The following is an 18,885-nucleotide window of genomic DNA, read 5'->3' as shown; positions in this document are numbered from 1 at the left end:
CCCGCACCCGGAGCGCTCGGTGCCGACACCGACGGTCACGGGTTGCCAGCGACCGAAGGGCTATTACGCGGGTCGGGCGACCCCACAGGTATGCAAGTCGGGCTCGTCATCCTCGACGGCTGGGGGCTGAACCCGGACGAGAACGTCCGAGACGCCGTGGCCGCCGCCGACACGCCGAACTTCGACCGCTTCTGGGACGCCGGCGCGCACTCGACGCTGACCACCCACGGTCGCCGGGTCGGGCTCCCGGAGGGACAGATGGGCAACTCCGAGGTCGGCCACCTCAACATCGGGGCCGGCCGCGTCGTCAAGCAGGACTCCGCCCGGGTCAGCGACAGCATCGCCCGCTCGCGGGGGGAGCTCGACGAGGGGGACGACGAGACGGGCGACCCGCCGTTCTTCGAGAACGAGACGATCCTGTCGGCCTTCGAGTACGCCGAGGAACACGGCGGCCGCGTCCACTTCCTGGGGCTGGTCTCGGACGGGGGCGTCCACTCCTACCAGGACCACCTCCACGCGCTGATCGAGCTCGCCGGCGAGCGCGGCACCGAGGCGGTCACCCACGCCTTCACCGACGGCCGGGACACCTCGCCGACCGGCGGCGAGGGGTACCTCGCGGACCTGGCGGCCCACGCCGAGGCCCACGGGACCAGCCACGTCGCGACGGTGACGGGCCGCTACTACGCGATGGATCGGGACCAGAACTGGGACCGGACCCGACGGGCCTACGACGCGGTCGTCGACGCCGAGGGCGACCACCACGCCGAGACGGCCGTCGCGGCCGCCACCGACTCCTACGCCCGGGACACCACCGACGAGTTCGTCGAGCCCACGGTCGTCGGCGACTACGACGGGATGGCCGACGGCGACGCGGCGGTCTTCTTCAACTTCCGGTCGGACCGCGCCCGACAGCTCACCCGGATGCTCGGTGACATCCGTCCAGAGGACTGGGGGGCCGACACCTCGCCGCCCGACGTTCGACTGGTGACGATGACCCAGTACGACGAGACCTTCGACGTGCCCGTCGCCTTCCCGCCGAACCAGCCCGCGGACGTGCTGGGCGAGGTGCTCTCCGAGGCCGGCCTGACACAGCTCCGGCTGGCCGAGACCGAGAAGTACGCCCACGTCACCTACTTCCTCAACGGCGGCCGCGAGGTGGAGTTCGACGGCGAGCTGCGCCACATCATCGAGAGCCCGGACGTCCCCACCTACGACCAACAGCCCGAGATGAGCGCGCCCGAGGTGACGGACACGGCCATCGAGGTCATCGAGTCCGAGGACCCCGACGCGCTGGTGCTCAACTACGCGAACCCGGACATGGTGGGCCACACGGGCGACTTCGACGCCGCGGTGGCCGCCGTCGAGGCCGTCGACGAGCAACTGGGCCGGCTGGTCGAGGCGATCACCGCCGCGGGCGGGCACGTCCTGGTCACCGCCGACCACGGCAACGCCGACGACATGGGGACCGTCGAGGACCCCCACACCGCCCACACGACGAATCCGGTCCCGTTCGTCTACCTCGGCCCCGACGGCACCGCCGGCGGCAAGCGCGCCCGGGACGGCGGGACGCTCGCGGACCTGGCCCCGACGATGCTGGCGCTGCTTGCCGTCGACAAGCCCGCGGCGATGACCGGCGAGTCGCTGGTCGAGGACTGATCCCGCGACCGGGTCTGTGGCCGCCGCCGTCGTCCCGTGACCGCGTCAGTCGCGTCGCGAGAGGTACGCCGGCGGGACGCGGTCGGTGGTGTAGGTCGACTCGCCGCGGCGAGTGACCGCGTGGCCGTCCGCCTCCAGCGCCGCCGCGTCGACCGCCAGCACGACCGGGTCGTCGGCGTGCCGGCGGCCCACGTCGCGGGCGTCGGCGACGCTCCCCGAGAGGTGGACCTGCTGGCGACCCATCGGGCGCAGTCCCTCCTCCTGGATGGCGTCGAGGTTCCGGGCCGGGGTCCCGTGGTACAGCGTGTCCGGCACGGGGCCGTCGCCGTCGTCGAGCGTCACGTCGACGGAGTGACCGTAGGCCGCCCGGACCCGGTCGTCGTCGCCGCCGGTGCGCTCGAACCGGCCCTTCGGGTCCGTCGCGACGACGGCGGCCAGCGCCTCCCGGTCGGCCCAGTCGTACTTCGACTCGACGGCCGCGACCAGCGCGTCGAAGTCGGTCCAGCCGGCCTCGTCCAGTTCGAGTCCGGCGTCCTCGGGGAAGTGCCGGAGCGCGCCGGAGACGAACTTCGAGAGCCGGCGGCGTCGATCCCCGGTCAGGACCGCGCGGCCGACGCTGCCGCAGCCGGGGCAGTCTTCGCCCGCGAAGAAGCCGTGCTCGGGACACGCTCGGACCGTCGGTGGCACGGCCGGGCGTCCGTCGGCGACGGTGATAAGTCCCTCGCGAAGCCCCCGGTTTGATGGGACTCGGGCGACCACTACTCGCAAATGGCGTCCCCCACGGACCTGGCGGACGACGACGAACGCCGGACAGTCTACCGGTACGTCGAGCGCCACGGCCCGGTCGAGCCCTCGGTCGTCGCCGACGCCGTCGGGACCGATCCGGAGTCGTTCCAGCACCACCTCGCGATCCTCAAGCGGGACGCGCTCCTCGCGGAGACCGACGAGGGCCGCCTCGTCGTCGCGCTGGACAGCGGCGAGGCCGTCGAGCACCGCGAGGCCGGCGTGGCCTACACCATCCGTCCCGCCCGACCCGCCGACATCTCGGGCGTCGTCGGCGTCATCCGGACGATCACGGACGAGTGTTGCTACGTCGTCGCCAGCAGCGTCGCCGACCGACTGGTCTACGAGGAGACCGTCGTCCGGCGGAACCCGACGGAGTGTCGGGTCCTGTTCGTGGCCACCGTCGAGGACGACGTGGTCGGCTGGTGCCACGTCACGACGCCCGACGCCGACCACCTCTCGAACACGGCGGAACTCACGCTGGGCGTCCTCTCGGAGTACCGCCGCCACGGCATCGGGAGCCACCTGCTCCAGCGGGGCGTCGAGTGGGCCGCCGCCCGCGGCTGCCGGAAGGTGTACAACAGCGTCCCCGCCTGCAACGAGCGGGCCATCGAGTTCCTGCTCGGCGCGGGGTGGACCGTCGAGGCGGTCCGGGCCGACCACTACGAGCTCGACGGCGACCTCGTCGACGAGACGATGCTCGCCCGGGACCTCTGAGTCGGTCCAGCAGTAGTTGCCAATACGGTTTCTTCATTCAGTGAGAGGGATGAAACGCCTGTTCAGTAGGCGTGCGTAGTGAGCGGATAGCTCAAACGTATTGGCGCGAAACAAACGGAGTTAGGAAGTGTTGACGATGTCGATCTCTATGAGTTCGTGTAACGGCGTTTTGTCGAAATCGTCCCTGTCGGCAGTCACGAACGTCGCTTGGTGTTGACGCGCTGTCGCGGCTATGAGCAGATCAACATCGTCGAGTGAGACACCGGCGGCTTCGAGTGAGGTCTCCATGCTGGCCGCCTCGGCTGCAGTGTCGGCATCGAAGCTGACCACGTTGTCGACAGCCCGTGTCAGCTGGCTTCGCCGCGTGCGCTGTCTTGACTGCGTGTCGTAGTAGGACAGAAATTCGAAGAGGACGAGTGCTGAGATACCCCACGGTTCAGTTCGGTGCTCCGATAGATAGTTGAGAACAGCTTCATCCGGGTCCGGCCGGGCGTACTTTCGGATGATATTATTGTCGAGGAGAATCATTCTGGGCCCGTTGTCCAGCCCTCAAACGAGTCGTTGAGGTCCTCACGTTTCTGTTTCATGTGTTCCTCGATGCCCTCTTCAGCGAATCCAGCCATTTCCCGAACGTCTTCCTCTGTCCGAGTGATTGCGAGCCGGTCCAGTAACTCGTCGAACGTTTCGTCTTCACGCTTTACGGCTTCCAGCTTCGCTTTCGTTTCGTCCGAGATTCGGATTGATGAGCTCATATCGAATACAACGTATTCAGTTGGGTTAGTGATTTCGCCACCAGAATCAGCAGTACCGACTTGTCGCGAGTCCGCAATTCGCTCAGCAGATTGTCTGTACGCACCAATCCGGCCGTTTCAGTTGCAGGAAACGCACCAGAGTAAAAATCGCGCTAACAACTACTGTTAGCCGGTCCGGAACGAGCAGTCGAGCGCCGGCGCGGAGTGAGTCAGCGACCCCATCGAGAGCACGTCGACGCCGGTCGCCGCGTAGTCGGCCGCCGTCTCGACGGTGATGCCGCCGCTGGCCTCGGTGAGTGCCTCGCCGTCGGCCGCCGCGACGAGGTCGACCGCCCGTTCGGTCTCGGCGACGCTCATGTTGTCCAGCAGGACGACGTCGGCCCCCGCCGCCACGGCACGCGGGGCGTCCGCGGGCCGCTCGACCTCCACGTCCAGCTTCGTGGCGAAGGAGGCCCGCTCGCGGAATTGGGCGACGGCGTCCTCCAGCCCCAGTTCGGCGATGTGGTTGTCCTTGACCATCACCATGTGCGAGAGGTCCAGCCGGTGGGTGTCCCCGCCGCCGGCGGCGACGGCGCGCTTCTCGACCCCCCGCAGGCCGGGCGTCGTCTTCCGGGTGGCCGCGACCCGCACCGCGTCGTCGACGCTCCGGGCCTCGTCGACGGCCGCGCGGGTCCGCGTGGCGACCCCCGAGGCGTGGCCGACGAGGTTCGCGGCGACGCGCTCTCCCCGGAGGACCTGACGGGCCGGCCCGTCGACCCGGAGGACGACGTCGCCGGGCTCGACGCGTGTGCCGTCGTCGGCGCAGTCGGTGACGGTCACGCCCAGGTAGTCGAACACCGCCCGCGCGGCGTCGGTCCCCGCGAGGACGCCCTCCTCTTTGGCGACCAGTCGCCCCGCCGTGTCGCCGGGCACGTCGTTGGTCACGTCGTGGTGGCCCACGTCCTCGCGGAGCCACCGTTCGACGTCTGTGTCCTGGATCATCAGTCGTCCGCGGGAGTGGCTCCCCCGTCCACGAGGTTGTGCGTGCCGACGCTCTCGTCGTTGTCGGCGGCGTGGCGGGCGACCAGCAGCGCCGTCACGCTCGCGTTGCGCAGTTCGTACAGCGACCGCGAGGTCCGGGTGCGGACGTAGGCGTCGACCTCGCCTTTGAGCCGGCGGAGGACGGCCATCGCCCGTCCGAGCTCGTCGGGGTCGCGCTCGACGCCCAACCGCTCGTCCATCACCCGGCGCAGGCGGTGGAACTTCTCGCGGGCGAAGGCGTCCGGCAGGTCGGGGTCCCGCTCCAGCAGGTCCGGGGCCTCGATGCGCTCGACCGAGCGGCCGGCGGCGTCCTCGCCCGCCCGCAGTCCCCAGACCAGCCCCTCCAGCAGCGACGTGGAGGCCAGCCGGTTCGCGCCGTGGACGCCCGTCCGGGCACACTCCCCGACGGCGTACAGCCGGCCGAGGCTCGTCCGGCCCCGGTCGTCGACCGCGACGCCGCCACAGAGGAAGTGCTCGGCCGGCGCGACCGGGATGCCGTCGGTCCAGTCGACATCGTGGTCCGCGCAGCGCTCGGCGAGCCCGGGGAACTCGTCGGCGAACTCGACCGGCGAGACGTCCAGCAGCACCTCGCCGGTGGCCTCGCGTTCCGTCTGGACGGCGCGGGCGACCACGTCCCGGGGCGCGAGTTCGGCGGCCTCGTGGTAGTCGGGCATGAACCGCTCGCCGTCGCCGTTGCGCAGGAGCGCCCCCTCGCCGCGGACCGCCTCGCTGACGAGGAAGGCGACGCCGTCGCCGCCGGCGGCTTCACCGCTGCCGTTCGAACCACGGGGTGGATCGCTGACACACGCCGTCGGGTGGAACTGCACGTACTCCATGTCCGCCACGTCCGCGCCGGCCAGCGCGGCCATCGCCACGCCGTCGCCGGTCGCGTGATCGGGGTTGGTCGTCCGCGGGTAGAGGTCGCCGATGCCGCCGGTCGCCAGGACGACGCCGCCGGCGAAGTGGGGCCACACCTCGCCGTCCGACTCCAGCATCGCGCCGTGGACCCGCCCCTCGTGGCGGAGCAGGTCGAGCGCGGCGGTGTCGTCCAGCAGATCGACGTCCGGGCGGTCGTCGACGTGGTTCAGGAACGGGACGTGGACGTGCCGGCCCGTCGCCGCGTCGACGTGGAGGATGCGGTCCTCGCTGTGGGCGGCCTCCCGGGTGTAATCGAGCGCCGCGCGACTCGCGGGCGTCGCCGCCCGCTCGTCCGCCTCCGTCGAGCGTCGCTCGACGCGGTCGAACTGGATATCGAGCGTCTCGAACAGGACGTCCTCGACGGCGTCGTTCGCGTTCTCGACCAGCACGTCCACCGCGCCGGGGTCGGCGGTGTCGTCGCTGGCCGCGAGGATGTCCCGCTTGAACTGTTCGGGGTCGTCCCGCGAGACGGCGATGCCGCCCCGGGCCCACCACGAGGACGCGCCCTCGGGCCGGGTCGCCTTCGTCGCCAGCGTCACGTCGCTCCCGTTCCGTGCGGCCGCGAGTGCCGCCGCCAGCCCGGCGATGCCGGACCCGACGACGAGCACGTCGGACGTGTCCGCCATGGTCAGATCTCCAGCATCCGGTCGAGCGCGACCTGTGCCAGTTCCTTCTCCTCGGGCGCGACCTCGATCACGTTGCGCTCGCGCCCGGCGACCAACTCCTCCAGCACCCACGCCAGGTAGTTCGGGTCGATCTGTCGCATCGCGTTGCAGTCCATACAGGCGTCGCCACACAGCGGCAGGACGTTCACCTCGGGGTGCCACCGCTGGAGGTGGTTCGTCAGGTGGATCTCCGTGCCGACGGCCCAGGTGTCGCCGGGGTCGGCCTCGGCGACGGTCTCGCAGATGGTCGCCGTCGACCCGCTCACGTCGGCGGCCTCGACGACCTCCCGGCGGCACTCGGGGTGGACGATGACGTTGGCGTCGGGGTGGTCGGCGCGAATCCCCTCGACGTGGGACTCGCGGAACCGCTCGTGGACCTGACAGTACCCCTCCCAGAGGACGACGTCGTGCTCGACGGCCTCCGCGGCGCTGGTGCTCTCGGGGTCCCAGGGGTCCCACTCGACGATCTCGTCTCCCATCCCGAGCCGGTGGGCCGTGTTCTCCCCGAGGTGCTTGTCCGGGAGAAAGAGGACCTTGTCGCCCCGTTCGAGCGCGTACTCGAAGGCGTCGGCGGCGTTCGAGGACGTACAGACCAGTCCGCCCTGTTCGGCACAGAAGGCCTTCAGATCGGCGTAGCTGTTCATGTACGTGACCGGGACGATCTCCTCGTCGGTCGCCGCGGTCAGTTCCGCCCACGCGGCGTCGACTTGCAGGGCCTCGGCCATCCCGGCCATCGGGCAGGAGGCCTCCATCGACGGCAGGATGACGCTCTGGTCGTCGCCCGTGATGACGTCGGCGGACTCGGCCATGAACGTCACGCCGCCGAAGATCACGTAGTCGGCGTCCGCGGCGGCGGCCTCCTTGCTCAACTGGTAGGAGTCGCCGACGAAGTCGGCGTGCTCGACGATCTCGCGGCGCTGGTAGTTGTGGCCCAGGACGACCACGTCGTCGCCCAGCGCCCCGAGCGCCCGCTCGATGCGCTCCGTTCGCTCGTCTTCGTTCAGCTCTCGGTACTCCGGGGGCAACTGTTCGAGGTTGTCGTACTTGAAGAGACTGAGGTCGGTTTCGAACTCAGCCGTTTCCATTTCTGCCACGGTTGTGCCACCTGTGTGTGACTCGTCACTCAGAACTCAGTATTGAAAATATTTTATCTTCAATACCGGTCGGTGTATGCCCTCTCGGGTCGATGGCCCCCGATGGAGACCGACGGAGCACGGACTCGCCGCCTCGGCCCGATAAGCTCGCCTTGTCGCGGGGAACGGCGCGGCTATCCCTCGGACAACTTTGCGAGACAGGTGCGACCGGGTCCGTATGGGACCCACCGACGGGATCGACGAGGGCCGACGGACGGTTCTCGCGGCCGCCGCACGGTCGCACGCGCCCGGGCCGCGGGGTCGCTCCCGGCGGCCGACGACGACCTGACCGAGACGATACTCGGGGAGCGCCAGCGGAGTGGTTCACCGGCCGGCTGGCCGACTGCGACGCGACGTGGGCCGGCTGGGCCAACGAGGTGCTGGCGATGGGCTTCCCCCTCGAACTGCCCGGGATCGACTTCCTCAACGCCTGGGACGCGTTCCCGGTCGAGCGCGACGGAGTCCTGCGGGCCGCCGACGAGGACGACGCCGCGCTGGTGGCGCTGACCGGCGACGTGCACACGGCGCTGGCGGGCACCATCGAGGGGAATCGCCGCTACGGCGTCGAGTTCACGACGCCCGCGGCCACCAGCCAGAACCTGAGAGAACTGCTCGATCTCTCGGACGACCCCAGGGTCCGCCGTCTCGTTCAGCGGGACGTCCGACGGCTCAACCCCCACGTCGCGTTCTTCGACAGCCACGACTGGGGGTACGCGACCGTCGAGTTCACCCCCGAGGCCTGCACGTACACCGCCTACGCCGTCGACAAGACCGTCGACTCGGCGGACGCGGCCCGGCGGCCGCGCGCTCCCGCTGTCCCGCCGACGCGTACGCCCCGAAGCGACTGGACTGAGGTCAGGGCCGGTCGTCGAACACGACCTCGCCGCCGGAGACGGTCAGCGTCACGTCGACGTCGGCGATGGCGTCGTCGCCGACGGCCCACGGCGACTCGGCCAGCACCGCGAAGTCGGCCAGCTTCCCCGGCTCGACGGTCCCCAGCCGGTCCTCGTCGAAGCCCGCGACGGCCCCGCCGTGAGTGTAGGCACGAACCGCCTCGCCCACGGTGAGTCGCTGGCCCGGCCCGGGGGCCGTGACGGCGCGTTCGATCCCGTACAGCGGTCCCAGCGGCATACAGTCGCTGCCGAAGGCCAGCGTCGCGCCGGCGTCCAGCAGGTCCCGGAAGCGGTTGGTCTCGACGCGCCGGTCGCCGAGCCGGTCGGCGTAGAGGCCGTCCGGCGCGGCCCACCGGTGGAAGTTCGGCTGGGCGGAGACCACGAGGTCGCTGTCGGCCAGCCGCTCGACCAGGTCGCCGGTCAGTACCTCGGCGTGTTCGACCCGGTGGCGCGCGGCCGCCGCGTCGTCGCCAGCGGCGTCCGCTACCGTCTCCAGTACCACCTCGACGGCCGCGTCGCCGATGGCGTGGGCGGCCAGTTGCAGGTCGGCGTCGGCCACCTCGGCGACCAGCTCCCGGAGCTCCGCGGGCGGGAGTCGCCACTCGCCGACGTCCTCGTCGCCGCCGTCGCTGTAGGGCTCGCGCAGGCGGGCGGTGCTCGACCCGAGTGCCCCGTCGACGAACGTCTTGATCGCGCCGGTGCGGACCCGCTCGCTCCCGTGGTTCGTCGACAGCCCCACCTCGCGGACGGCGTCGAGGTGGTCCCGCCAGTAGTTCAGCCGGACCCGCAACGCGAGGTCCCCACTCAGATCGAGGTCCCGGTACACCCGCGGCGCGTGCGAGCGCCGGACCATGTCGTGGACCGCCGTGACGCCCTCGGCGAGTGCCACCTCCTGGGCTGCCAGCAGGTACTCGCGGGTCTGCTCGCGGTCGGGCGCGACGGCGTCTAGGACGGCCTCGGCGGCTTCCTCGACGAGCACGCCCGTCGGCGCGCCGTCCTCGCGCTCGACGCCGCTCTCCGGGAGGTCCAGCCGATCCAGCGCGGCGTGGTTGACCGACACCGTGTGGAGGTCCTCGCGGAACGCCGCCACCGGCCGCTCGGTGCTCGCCGCGTCGAGGTCGGCGGCACGGAGCCGCCGGCCGCCCCACTCGCCCTCGTCGTAGCCGAACCCCAGCAGCCAGCCGTCGCCGTCGTCGGCCGCCAGGAGGCGGTGGACGCAGTCGTCCGGCCCGTCGGCCCCGCCGAGGTCGGCCTCGACGGCCCTGCGCCCCACCACGTCGAGGTGGGTGTGGGCGTCGACGAAGCCCGGCAGGAGGACCCCGCCGCCGCAGTCGACGCGCTCGGCGCTCGCCGGTGCGATCTCGTCCGGGTCGCCGACGGCGGCGATCCGATCGCCGGTGACGGCGACGGCTCGGGCCGTCTCCCCCGATCCGGGGCGCGGGCGGACCTCGCAGTTCGTGAACACGCGATCGGCCATACGGGAGCCAGTGGGGCGGGGGAGAAAACCGTTCCTCCGACCCGTCCGGCGGCGGTCGCCCGAACCGGTTCCGCACGGGCGAGGGGCTGCTCCCCACAGACACCCCAAGACACTTGCCCCGCCCTCCGGTCGGTCCGCTGATGCCCTCCAGACGCGCGGTCGTCGCCAGCCTCGCCGCCGCCCTCGGCGGCTGTGCCGGTCTCGACCGGCCCGGCGACGACGCGACGGCGACGCAGACCCCCACGCCGGCTCCCGTCCCGTTCTCGACCGTGCCGCCCGACACCGTCCCGTTCACCGCCACGGTCGGTCTGCTGCCCGACGCGGCCGCCTCGGTCCGGCTGGCGGCCGACGACGCCCCGACGACCGTCGGCGGCGAGAGCGTCTGGGAGCCCCTCGCCGCGTTCGGCTGTCTCACCGTCGACGGGACCGGCTACCGGATCGACACCGAACAGCGCGGCGGCGGCTACGAGAACACCTACGACGTGTCGGCGGTCGACGACCCGGGGAACGAGACCGTCGTGAACGTCTCGGCCCTGCCGGCCGACCACCGCGAGGACGCCCGCTCGGCAATCGAGTCGGGCGAGTACACCTTCGCCTCGGCGGCGGGCGGCTACCGGCCGAACGGGACCGTCCTCGCGGCCAACGGCACGTACTACGCCTTCGAGCGGACACGGCACGCCGACTTCGGCTACGAGCAGGTGCACACCCTGCGGCCGACCGACGACGAGCACTGTCCCACGCTCGCGCCACTCGCCCTCGGCGAGTCACACCACGCGGCCATCGAACGGGCACACTACGACACGGACGGGTCGACGCTCCCCGCCGCGACGGCGCAGGCCCTCCGGGACGCCGGCGTCGGGTACCTGGTCGTCGGCACCGCCTGCTACGCACTCCCGTCCGACGAGTGAGCCCGATCTGCCCGGCCGCGAAGGAGCAACTGTTAGGGCCCTCCACCCCGACGCGCCTGTATGACCGACACGGACGCCGAGCGCCTCGCCGAGCGGGTCCGCGAGGGCGAGTTGCGCCTCTACGAACTCGAAGAGCACGCCGACGCCGAGACGGCCGCCGCGGCCCGCCGGCACCTCCTGCGGGAGGAGACGGGTGCCGACCTCTCGACGGTCGGGGAGTACGCCTTCGACGCGGCCGACGCGGAGCCCAACATCGAGAACATGGTCGGCGCGGCCCAGGTCCCGATGGGCGTCGTCGGCCCCCTGCCGATCGACGGCGGCGCGGCCGAGGGCGAGCACTACCTCCCCCTGGCGACGACGGAGGGGGCGCTGGTGGCCTCCGTGAACCGGGGCGTCTCGACCATCCGGCAGGCCGGCGGCGCGACGGCCCGCGTGCTGAAGTCGGGGATGACCCGCGCCCCGGTCTTTCGGGTCGAGGACGTCGCAGCGGCCGGCGAGGTGTCGGCGTGGGTCCGCGAACACGTCGACGAGCTGGCCGCGGCCGCCGAGTCGACGACCAGCCACGGCGAACTGCAGGACGTGACGCCCTACGTCGTCGGGGACAACGTCTTCCTGCGGTTTTCCTACGACACGAAGGACGCGATGGGGATGAATATGGCCACCATCGCCACCGAGGCCGCCTGCGACGTCGTCGAGGACGAGACGCCCGCGGACCTGGTCGCGCTGTCGGGGAACCTCTGCTCGGACAAGAAGCCCGCCGCGATCAACGCCGTCGAGGGCCGGGGCCGGACCGTCGCAGCGGACGTGCTGATCCCCCACGAGCAGGTCGAGGAACGCCTCGACACCACCTCGGCGGCCATCGCCGAGGCCAACACCCGGAAGAACCTCGTCGGCTCGGCGAAGGCGGGGTCGCTGGGGTTCAACGCCCACGCCGCAAACACCGTCGCCGCGGCCTTCCTCGCGCTGGGCCAGGACGCCGCCCAGGTCGTCGAGGGGGCTAACGCCATCACGACCGTCGACGACCGGGCCGAGGGGCTGTACGCCTCCGTGACGCTGCCGTCGCTGGAGGTCGGCACCGTCGGCGGCGGCACCGGCCTCCCGACCCAGTCCGAGGCGATGGACGTTCTGGGCTACGGCGGCGGCGGCGACCCGCCCGGCAGCAACGCCGACGCGCTCGCGGAGGTCATCGCCGCCGGCGCGCTCGCGGGCGAACTCTCCCTGCTGGCGGCGCTGTCCTCGCGGCACCTCTCGTCGGCGCACGCCGATCTCGGTCGGTAGCGAGGGAGTCGGCCCTCGCAGACGAGCGGGGAACGGGGTGACGCGCGAGCAGTAGCGGCATCTTGCCCCCGCTCCACTTTCAGTTCCGCTCCGCGGGTGTGGCTCCGGCTTATGGCCCGCGCGCCACAAGTCGGAGACGCGTCCGTCGGGCAGCACCCGCGGGCGCGGCCACACCATGTCCCCCACACGGCGCGACACCGAGTCGCTCGTAGCGCACGCGCACCGACTCCTCCACCTCCTGAAGCTCGCCGCGACGACCCTCGCCGCGCTGGTCGGCCTCGCGAGGGCGCTGGGCTGGCTCTAGCGGGACTCGCTCGCCAGGAAGCCACAGCCGGCGAGCAGCACCACGACGCCGGCGTAGAACAGCGGTTCGCTCCCCAGCAGCGGCCCCGCGACCAGCAGCGTCCACGCCGCGCCGAAGACGCCGTGTGCGATTGCGAACAGGCGGCGACCCCGGCGGGCGAAGACGAGGGCCCCCAGCGCGAACCCGACCGCCAGCGTCGCGGCCGAGAGGACGACCAGCGGAATCGCCCGCCCGGCGACCGGGACCGATCCCACGACGGGGACCAGCAGGAAGAGCAGCCCCGCCAGGCCCACGAGCGAGCCGACCGCGGCGGGGCCGGGTTCGAGGTCCAGCGACGCGGTGCTCATAGCAGCCGGTACTCCCCGCGGGACTCGCTGACCTCGCCGGCCCGGACCAGCTTCTCGAGTGCGGTCCGGGTGTAGTCGGCGGGCACGCCGCGCTCGTCGGCGTAGGCGACCACCTCGTCCTCGGAGGGAGCGTCGAGGTCGCGCAGCGCCGCCAGCACCGTCTCCTTGCGGCTGCCCCCGCTCGTCGCGCCCCGCTCGGCGCGCTCGCCGGCCGCCGCCACGGCTTCGCTGTCGACCCCCGACGCGTCGAGGTAGGTCTCGTCGTCGACGGCGGCCTCGTCGGCCCGTTCGCCCAGCGTCTCGTAGTCGTCGAGGTCGGCGTAGTCCTCGCCGTGGCCCTGGCGGTTCGCGAGCATCGAGGCCCGCACCTCCCGGGCGTGGGCCTCGTCGTCCGTCTCGACGAACGTCCGGCGCTTGGCGTGTTGCCGCCGGGAGCCACAGCGTGGACACCGGGTGGTCTCCGGCGAGCCCTCGACGACCCACAGCGCCGAACAGTCGCTGCACCCGACCACCGCGTACATACCTGCCGGTAGGGCGCGTCGGCGGTTGAACGTTCGGGTCGCCGCCGGGGGATTTAGGGGGGTCGGCGTGGAGACGACGGGTATGCACGAGGTGTCACAGGCCGGCAGCGAGACGGTCGAGGCCGTCGACGGCGTCCACCTGACGGCGCTGGCCGCCGGCGAGGCGATGAGCGTCCAGCACTTCCACATCGAGCCCGGGGCCGAGGTGCCCGAACACAGCCACCACCACGAGCAGGTCGGTTACGTCGTCCGCGGGACGTTCACCTTCGCGGTCGACGGCGAGGAGTTCGTCGTCGGCCCGGGCGACTCCTACGCGATCCCCGGCGGCGAGCCACACCGCGCCGAGAACCGGACCGAGGAGCCGGTCAGCGGCATCGACGTGTTCAGCCCGCCCCGGACCGACCCGGACTGGGCCGACTGACACAAGACATTTCTCGGCCCGTCCGGAACGCTCGGACGTGTCCGCCGTCCGGCCCGCCGTTCTCCTGTGTGCCGTCCTCTGTCTGACCGCGGGGTGTCAGACCCTCGCCGCCGACCGGCAGCAGCCAGCCACGCCGACGACGCCGGCTCCGGTCCCGACGGCGACGGGCGACCTCGACGTCGACGGCGAGCGGTTCGCGCGCCGCCACCGGCGCGGCATCGGGAACCGGACGTTCACGATCCGCGTGTCCTTCACCGCCACCTACGAGAACGGCTCGTCGGGGACGCTCCGCGACCGAATCGTCGTCGGCGAGGGGGAGCGGTACGTGCGGAGCAGACGGTACGCAGGCCCCTTCCCGCGGGCGGCCCCGAACCGGACGCTCTGGCGGGACGCGTCGGGGACCGCCGTCCGGCAGACGTTCGACAACGGGTCGACGGCTGTCCGCCGGGGGAACCGGTTCGTCCTGAACGATCCGACGCTCTCGCGGTTCCTCGGTCGCGTGGTCGAGGGGTTCGACCTGACCCGGACGGACGCCGGTCGGCGACTGACGGGCACCGACGGCGACCCCGGATCGCTGCCGGTCCCGCGCGGGTTCGGTGACATCCGGGACAGCCGGCTGACGGTCCTGGTGCGGGACGGGATCGTCCGCCGGCTGGTCGTGACCTACGAGGGGTCGCTGTCCCGCGGTGGGGGAACGGCGACGATCCGGTTCGACCTGTCGGTGGTCGACGTCGGCGAGACGACGGTCACGGAACCCGCGTGGGTCCCGGCGGGGAACGAGACATCGACGAACCAGACGGGAACGGACGCCTGACTGCCGCGACAACTGTTTCCGTCTCGCACACCTTGTCCGAGTGATGTGGCTCCGCGCGCTCGCCGTCGGCCTCGCGCTGGTGCTGGCCGGCTGTACGGGGTTCACCACCGGCGGTGCCGAGGAGGCGGTCACGCCGGCTCCCGTCCCGACGGACGGGCTCCAGTACCCGCCCGGCGTGACCGAGGACGGCGTCGTTCCCGCCGCGCTCGCGAGGGCACACGCCGGCTCCCTCGAGACGACGAGCTACACGCTGACCACGCGACAGACGCTCCGGGACCGCGACGGCGACCTGGTGCGGCGCGTGACGCACGTGCGGCGCGTGCGGCCCGGCGCGGTCCGGTACGCCGGGCGGTTCCGACAGAACGTGAGCCAGTACCGGGCGGGGTTCGCGACGAGCGCCGTGACCTACTGGGCCAACGAGTCCACCGTCGCGACCCGCTACCGGAACGAGCGCGGCGAGGTGACGCTGCTTCGCTGGGCGGCCGGGGGAGAGCGCTTCCGCGACCTGTCCGACCGGACGCGGCTGGAGGGTGAACTGGCCGCGATGGACCTGACCGTCGTCGACCGGACCGACCGCGGCGGCGTCGTCCTCGCGGGGGCGCGGCTGGCCGACCGCGACGAGCTGGTCACGCCGCTGTTCGTCCACGACGTGACGAACGTCTCGGTCCGGATGCGGGTCGCCTACGACGGGACCGCGGTCGCCCGCCGCGTCGAGTACGACGCCGCCTTCCGCGGCGAGCGGGTCCACGTCGTCCGGACGGCCCGCGTGACCGGGCTCGGGGCGACGACCGTCGAGCGGCCGGACTGGGTCGCCAACACGACCGAGAGCGAGCGCGTGTAGCGCCGCTGGTCGGTCGGCGCGAAAGAAGACGTGGTCGGGGTGGGGCCGTTACGCGAGCTCCTCGATGTTCCCGGAAATCGGAGATTTCCGGGCGCACGAAAAACTGGCCTCAGGCCAGCTTCTCGATATTCTCGACGACCTTGTCGGCGAACTCCGAGGTGGCGAGCTTGTTGCCGCCCTCGATCTGCCGTTCGAGGTCGTAGGTGACGTCGCCGCTGGCGATGGTCTCCTCGACGGCGTCGCGGACGAGCTTGCCGGCGTCCTTCCAGCCCATGTACTCGAGCATCAGGCGGCCCGAGAGGATCATCGCGGTGGGGTTGACCTTGTCCTCGCCGGCGTACTTCGGGGCGGAGCCGTGGACCGGCTCGGCGAGACAGCGGGCCTCACCGAAGTTCGCCCCGGGAGCGATGCCGAGCCCGCCGATCTGTGCGCCGGCGGCGTCGGACATGTAGTCCCCGTTGAGGTTCATCGTCGCGATGACGTCGTACTCGTCGGTGCGGGTCAGGAGCTGCTGGAGCATGTTGTCCGCGATGCGGTCGTTGACGACGAGCGTGTCCTCGGGGGCCTCGCCGTCGTACTCCTCCCACAGTTCGTCCTCGGTGATGACGCCGTCGTCGTACTCCTCCTCGGCGACCTCGTAGCCCCAGTCCCGGAAGGCACCCTCGGTGAACTTCATGATGTTGCCCTTGTGGACCAGCGTGACGCTGTCCTTGTCCTCCTCGAGGGCGTAGTCGATGGCCTCACGCACGAGCCGCTTGGTGCCGTACTCGGAGATCGGCTTGACGCCGATGCCCAGCGGGCCGTCGTGCATCGTCTCGTCGAAGCCCATGTCCTCCTCGACGAACTCCTTGACCTCCTGGACCTCGTCGGTACCGGCCTCCCACTCGATGCCGGCGTAGACGTCCTCCGTGTTCTCGCGGAAGAAGACCATGTCCATCTCCTCGGGGTCGGAGACGGGCGAGGGGACGCCGTCGAGGTGGTAGGTCGGACGGACGTTCGCGTAGAGGTCGAGCTTCTGCCGGAGCGCGACGTTCAGCGAGCGGAAGCCGGCACCGACCGGCGTCGTCAGCGGGCCCTTGATGGCGACGTTGAACTCCTTGATGGCCTCGACGGTGTCGTCGGGGAGGTTCTCGTCGTACTTCTCGCGGGCGGACTCGCCGGCGAAGACCCGCATCCAGGCGATGTCCCGGCCGGTGGCGTTGGCGGCGGCCTCCAGCACCTTCTGGGCGGCCGGGCCGACGTCGGTCCCGATGCCGTCCCCGTGGATGATGGGGATGATGGGTGTCTCGGGGACGTCGAGCTGGTCGTCGTCGGTGACTTCGATTCGCTGGCCCTCGTCGGGCACCTCCACTTGCTCGTAGTCGTAGCCCATACTCGGCGAGTCGAAATTCGCGCCTAAATGACTGCCGCTTTGGCGCAGACGTGGTAACGAACCGCAACCGGCTACCGGACGGCGTCGACCATCGCCTTCAGCTCCCTCGGTGCCTGTGTCAGCAGCGCCCGGGGGAATCGGCGGCGGGCACCGTCGACGGCGTCGGAAAGCGCCGCGCTGGCGTCCTCGTGGACGCCCGGTCCGTGGCCGAGCAGCACCCGCTCGGGGTCGAGGTCGGCGAACGTCTCGCGGGGCGGAAACAGGCGGCTCAGCGTGGTCATCGACAGCCGCTCGCCGCCGACGGTGTACAGCGATCCGCTCGAGAGGAAGTCGGGGACGTACAGCGTCCCGTCGCGCTCGCGGTACGCGACGGTCTCGCGCCACGCGCGCAGGGGGTTCAGCCGCCGCAACTCGAACCCCGCCAGCGAGTGGGTCACCCGCTCGGTCGGGGCGTCCACTCGCTCGACCACGCGGTCGAGGCCTGTCGGGACCGTCACCGGCACGCCGTGGCGCTCCGCGAAGGCGGCGGCGTCGCGGGCGTGGTAGTCCGCCAGCACCGCGACGCCGGCAACCTCGCCGAGGTCGGCGTAGCAGTCCGCGACGCCGGGCGCGTCCAGCGGGTCGATCAACCAGACGCCGTCCGCACACCGGATCGCGTGGCTCGTCCGCTCGCCGGTCTCGTCGGGGAACGCCTGCCAGCTCACGCCGTCGGCCCAGCGGTCGACGACCTCGTACTCGTCGGCCTCCCCGCGCTCGAACGTCGGCATGGTCGGCCGGGCGGCCGGACCGCGGGTATATTTTGGGTCCGGGGCAACTGTCGGCGTGTATGTTCGTCATCGTCCACGGCGGTGCCGGGAGCGCGCCCGACGCCCCGGCCGGCCGGCAGGCCACACTGAGCGAGGCGGCCGAGCGGGCACGAGACGCCGCGACGCCCGTCGAGGCCGTCCGGACGGCCGTCAGACCGCTCGAAGCGGACCCGGCGTTCAACGCCGGCGTCGGCGGGGCGGTCCAGAGCGACGGCGTCGTCCGCACGGACGCCGGGCTGATGACCGACGACGGGACGACCGGGGCGGCGTGTGCGATGTCTCACGTCGCACACGCGCTCGACGTCGCACACGTCGTCGCCCGCGAGACGCCCCACGTCCTCGTCGCCGGGGAGCGGGCCGTCGACCTCGCGGCCGCGAGCGGCGTCGAGACGGACGCGGACCTGCTGACCGACGAGACGCGCACACGGTACGAGGACGCGGACCCGCCCGAGGGCGACGCGGGCGACCACCTCGCGTGGGTGCGGGACCACTTCGCGGGCACCGACACCGTCGGAGCCGTCGCGACGGACGGCGACCGGCTGGCGGCGGCCACGTCGACGGCCGGTCGGTGGTTCGCGCTCGCCGGCCGGGTGGGAGACGTGCCGCAGGTGGGTGCGGGCTTCTACGCCGACGAGCGGGGCGGTGCCAGCGCCACCGGCGAGGGCGAGGCCATCGCCCGGTTCGGCCTCGCCCGCCGGGCCGTCGACCTGCTGGACACCTACGGCCCGCGACAGGCCGCGCGGGAGGCCGTCGCCGAGTTCGAGGACGCGACCGGGGGCCGCGCCGGCGTGATCGTCGCCGACCACGCCGGTCACGCCGGCGGCGAGTTCAACACCGAGGCGATGCAGACGGCGCGGGCCGGCGACGCGGACTGAGCGGGGCGAACGTCTTCGGCGACACGCGTTTCGGTGCGGGCGACGGACCGACGACGATGAGCGACCGACACGGGACGCTCCGGACGCTGGCCGACACGCTCTCCCAGTGCGAGGGCGTCGCCGACGCGTGGACGGCCAAGAGCTTCACCGACCTCCTCGTCGTCGTCGAGGTGCCGCCCGAGGCCGACCTGCCCGACGCGGTCCGATCGCGGCTGCGTGACCACGGTCTCCGGGGTGCCGACGAGGTGTACGACACCCCCGGTGCCGAGGACGCGGCGTTCGCGGGCTCGCTCGACGACGGCCGCCGGTACCGCTTCGTCGACACGGAGTCGCGGGGCGAACACCGGTCGTACGTCGTCGAGTAGCCGGCCGGTCGACCGAACG

General features: G+C 71.7%; 21 protein-coding genes and 1 pseudogene. 11 read left to right on the top strand and 11 right to left on the bottom strand.

Annotation, left to right across the window (positions count from 1 at the left end):
• Positions 1-90 precede the first annotated feature (90 nt).
• Positions 91-1,656: a 2,3-bisphosphoglycerate-independent phosphoglycerate mutase gene (gene gpmI, locus P0592_RS03130; protein WP_276272812.1), complete on the top strand. Its 1,566-nt coding sequence runs from the start codon at positions 91-93 to the stop codon at positions 1,654-1,656.
• A 45-nt stretch (positions 1,657-1,701) separates the two neighbouring features.
• Here the strand turns inward: gpmI and P0592_RS03125 are convergent, their stop codons facing one another.
• Positions 1,702-2,343, bottom strand: coding sequence for an RNA 2'-phosphotransferase (locus P0592_RS03125; protein ID WP_276272811.1), 642 nt, complete (start codon positions 2,341-2,343; stop codon positions 1,702-1,704).
• Positions 2,344-2,424: 81 nt separating this feature from the next.
• Between P0592_RS03125 and P0592_RS03120 the strand changes: the two genes are divergently transcribed.
• Complete coding sequence (locus tag P0592_RS03120; protein WP_276272810.1) at positions 2,425-3,156, top strand: bifunctional helix-turn-helix transcriptional regulator/GNAT family N-acetyltransferase; 732 nt, start codon at positions 2,425-2,427, stop codon at positions 3,154-3,156.
• 120 nt (positions 3,157-3,276) lie between these two features.
• Here the strand turns inward: P0592_RS03120 and P0592_RS03115 are convergent, their stop codons facing one another.
• From P0592_RS03115 to nadA, 5 genes are all read right to left on the bottom strand, one after another.
• A complete protein-coding gene (locus P0592_RS03115; protein ID WP_276272809.1) occupies positions 3,277-3,684 on the bottom strand; it encodes a type II toxin-antitoxin system VapC family toxin in 408 nt (135 codons plus the stop codon).
• Positions 3,681-3,908 (bottom strand): DUF7557 family protein, encoded by a 228-nt coding sequence (locus tag P0592_RS03110; protein ID WP_276272808.1) that lies wholly within the window; start codon positions 3,906-3,908, stop codon positions 3,681-3,683. The genes P0592_RS03115 and P0592_RS03110 overlap by 4 nt, the downstream gene beginning before the upstream one ends.
• Positions 3,909-4,073: 165 nt before the next feature.
• A complete protein-coding gene (gene nadC, locus P0592_RS03105; RefSeq protein ID WP_276272807.1) occupies positions 4,074-4,889 on the bottom strand; it encodes a carboxylating nicotinate-nucleotide diphosphorylase in 816 nt (271 codons plus the stop codon).
• Positions 4,889-6,472, bottom strand: coding sequence for an L-aspartate oxidase (locus P0592_RS03100; protein WP_276272806.1), 1,584 nt, complete (start codon positions 6,470-6,472; stop codon positions 4,889-4,891). The genes nadC and P0592_RS03100 overlap by 1 nt, the downstream gene beginning before the upstream one ends.
• 2 nt (positions 6,473-6,474) lie before the next feature.
• On the bottom strand, positions 6,475-7,596 hold the full coding sequence (nadA, locus tag P0592_RS03095) for a quinolinate synthase NadA (RefSeq protein ID WP_276272805.1): 1,122 nt from the start codon (positions 7,594-7,596) through the stop codon (positions 6,475-6,477).
• Positions 7,597-7,973: 377 nt separating this feature from the next.
• Between nadA and P0592_RS20195 the strand changes: the two are divergent.
• Positions 7,974-8,381, top strand: a pseudogene (locus P0592_RS20195) (alkaline phosphatase D family protein); the annotation flags it as partial.
• A 118-nt stretch (positions 8,382-8,499) separates the two neighbouring features.
• Here P0592_RS20195 and P0592_RS03090 read toward each other — a convergent pair.
• A complete protein-coding gene (locus tag P0592_RS03090; RefSeq protein ID WP_276272804.1) occupies positions 8,500-10,014 on the bottom strand; it encodes an amidohydrolase in 1,515 nt (504 codons plus the stop codon).
• A gap of 140 nt (positions 10,015-10,154) precedes the next feature.
• Here P0592_RS03090 and P0592_RS03085 point away from each other — a divergent pair, with 140 nt between their 5' ends.
• From P0592_RS03085 to P0592_RS03075, 3 genes are all read left to right on the top strand, one after another.
• Positions 10,155-10,922 (top strand): hypothetical protein, encoded by a 768-nt coding sequence (locus tag P0592_RS03085; RefSeq protein ID WP_276272803.1) that lies wholly within the window; start codon positions 10,155-10,157, stop codon positions 10,920-10,922.
• 60 nt (positions 10,923-10,982) lie between these two features.
• Positions 10,983-12,200, top strand: coding sequence for a hydroxymethylglutaryl-CoA reductase (NADPH) (hmgA, locus tag P0592_RS03080; RefSeq protein WP_276272802.1), 1,218 nt, complete (start codon positions 10,983-10,985; stop codon positions 12,198-12,200).
• A 175-nt stretch (positions 12,201-12,375) separates the two neighbouring features.
• A complete protein-coding gene (locus P0592_RS03075; protein ID WP_276272801.1) occupies positions 12,376-12,504 on the top strand; it encodes a hypothetical protein in 129 nt (42 codons plus the stop codon).
• Here P0592_RS03075 and P0592_RS03070 read toward each other — a convergent pair.
• Both P0592_RS03070 and P0592_RS03065 read right to left on the bottom strand, forming a co-directional pair.
• The gene (locus P0592_RS03070; protein ID WP_276272800.1) at positions 12,501-12,851 is read right to left on the bottom strand and encodes a hypothetical protein; all 351 of its coding nucleotides are present in this window, start codon (positions 12,849-12,851) and stop codon (positions 12,501-12,503) included. The genes P0592_RS03075 and P0592_RS03070 overlap by 4 nt on opposite strands.
• On the bottom strand, positions 12,848-13,372 hold the full coding sequence (locus tag P0592_RS03065; protein WP_276272799.1) for a DUF5817 domain-containing protein: 525 nt from the start codon (positions 13,370-13,372) through the stop codon (positions 12,848-12,850). The genes P0592_RS03070 and P0592_RS03065 overlap by 4 nt, the downstream gene beginning before the upstream one ends.
• Positions 13,373-13,454: 82 nt before the next feature.
• Here P0592_RS03065 and P0592_RS03060 point away from each other — a divergent pair, with 82 nt between their 5' ends.
• The 3 genes from P0592_RS03060 to P0592_RS03050 are packed head-to-tail and all read left to right on the top strand — an operon-like array spanning position 13,455 to position 15,448.
• Positions 13,455-13,793, top strand: coding sequence for a cupin domain-containing protein (locus P0592_RS03060; protein WP_276272798.1), 339 nt, complete (start codon positions 13,455-13,457; stop codon positions 13,791-13,793).
• Between the two features lie 37 nt (positions 13,794-13,830).
• On the top strand, positions 13,831-14,607 hold the full coding sequence (locus tag P0592_RS03055; protein ID WP_276272797.1) for a hypothetical protein: 777 nt from the start codon (positions 13,831-13,833) through the stop codon (positions 14,605-14,607).
• Between the two features lie 43 nt (positions 14,608-14,650).
• Positions 14,651-15,448 carry a DUF7537 family lipoprotein gene (locus P0592_RS03050; protein ID WP_276272796.1) on the top strand — a complete coding sequence of 266 codons (798 nt, stop codon included), beginning with the start codon at positions 14,651-14,653 and terminating at the stop codon, positions 15,446-15,448.
• 109 nt (positions 15,449-15,557) lie between these two features.
• Here P0592_RS03050 and icd read toward each other — a convergent pair whose 3' ends face one another.
• Positions 15,558-16,820: an isocitrate dehydrogenase (NADP(+)) gene (gene icd, locus P0592_RS03045; protein WP_276272795.1), complete on the bottom strand. Its 1,263-nt coding sequence runs from the start codon at positions 16,818-16,820 to the stop codon at positions 15,558-15,560.
• Between the two features lie 71 nt (positions 16,821-16,891).
• A complete protein-coding gene (locus P0592_RS03040) occupies positions 16,892-17,587 on the bottom strand; it encodes a hypothetical protein (RefSeq protein ID WP_276272794.1) in 696 nt (231 codons plus the stop codon).
• A 59-nt stretch (positions 17,588-17,646) separates the two neighbouring features.
• Between P0592_RS03040 and P0592_RS03035 the strand changes: the two genes are divergently transcribed.
• Positions 17,647-18,501, top strand: a complete 855-nt coding sequence (locus P0592_RS03035; RefSeq protein ID WP_276272793.1) for an isoaspartyl peptidase/L-asparaginase — start codon at positions 17,647-17,649, stop codon at positions 18,499-18,501.
• 56 nt (positions 18,502-18,557) lie between these two features.
• On the top strand, positions 18,558-18,866 hold the full coding sequence (locus P0592_RS03030) for a hypothetical protein (protein WP_276272792.1): 309 nt from the start codon (positions 18,558-18,560) through the stop codon (positions 18,864-18,866).
• The last annotated feature ends 19 nt before the right edge of the window (positions 18,867-18,885 follow it).

Origin of the sequence: Haloarcula litorea (assembly GCF_029338195.1) — an archaeon.
GTDB lineage: Archaea > Halobacteriota > Halobacteria > Halobacteriales > Haloarculaceae > Haloarcula > Haloarcula litorea.
This window is presented reverse-complemented; position numbering and strand designations above follow the sequence as displayed.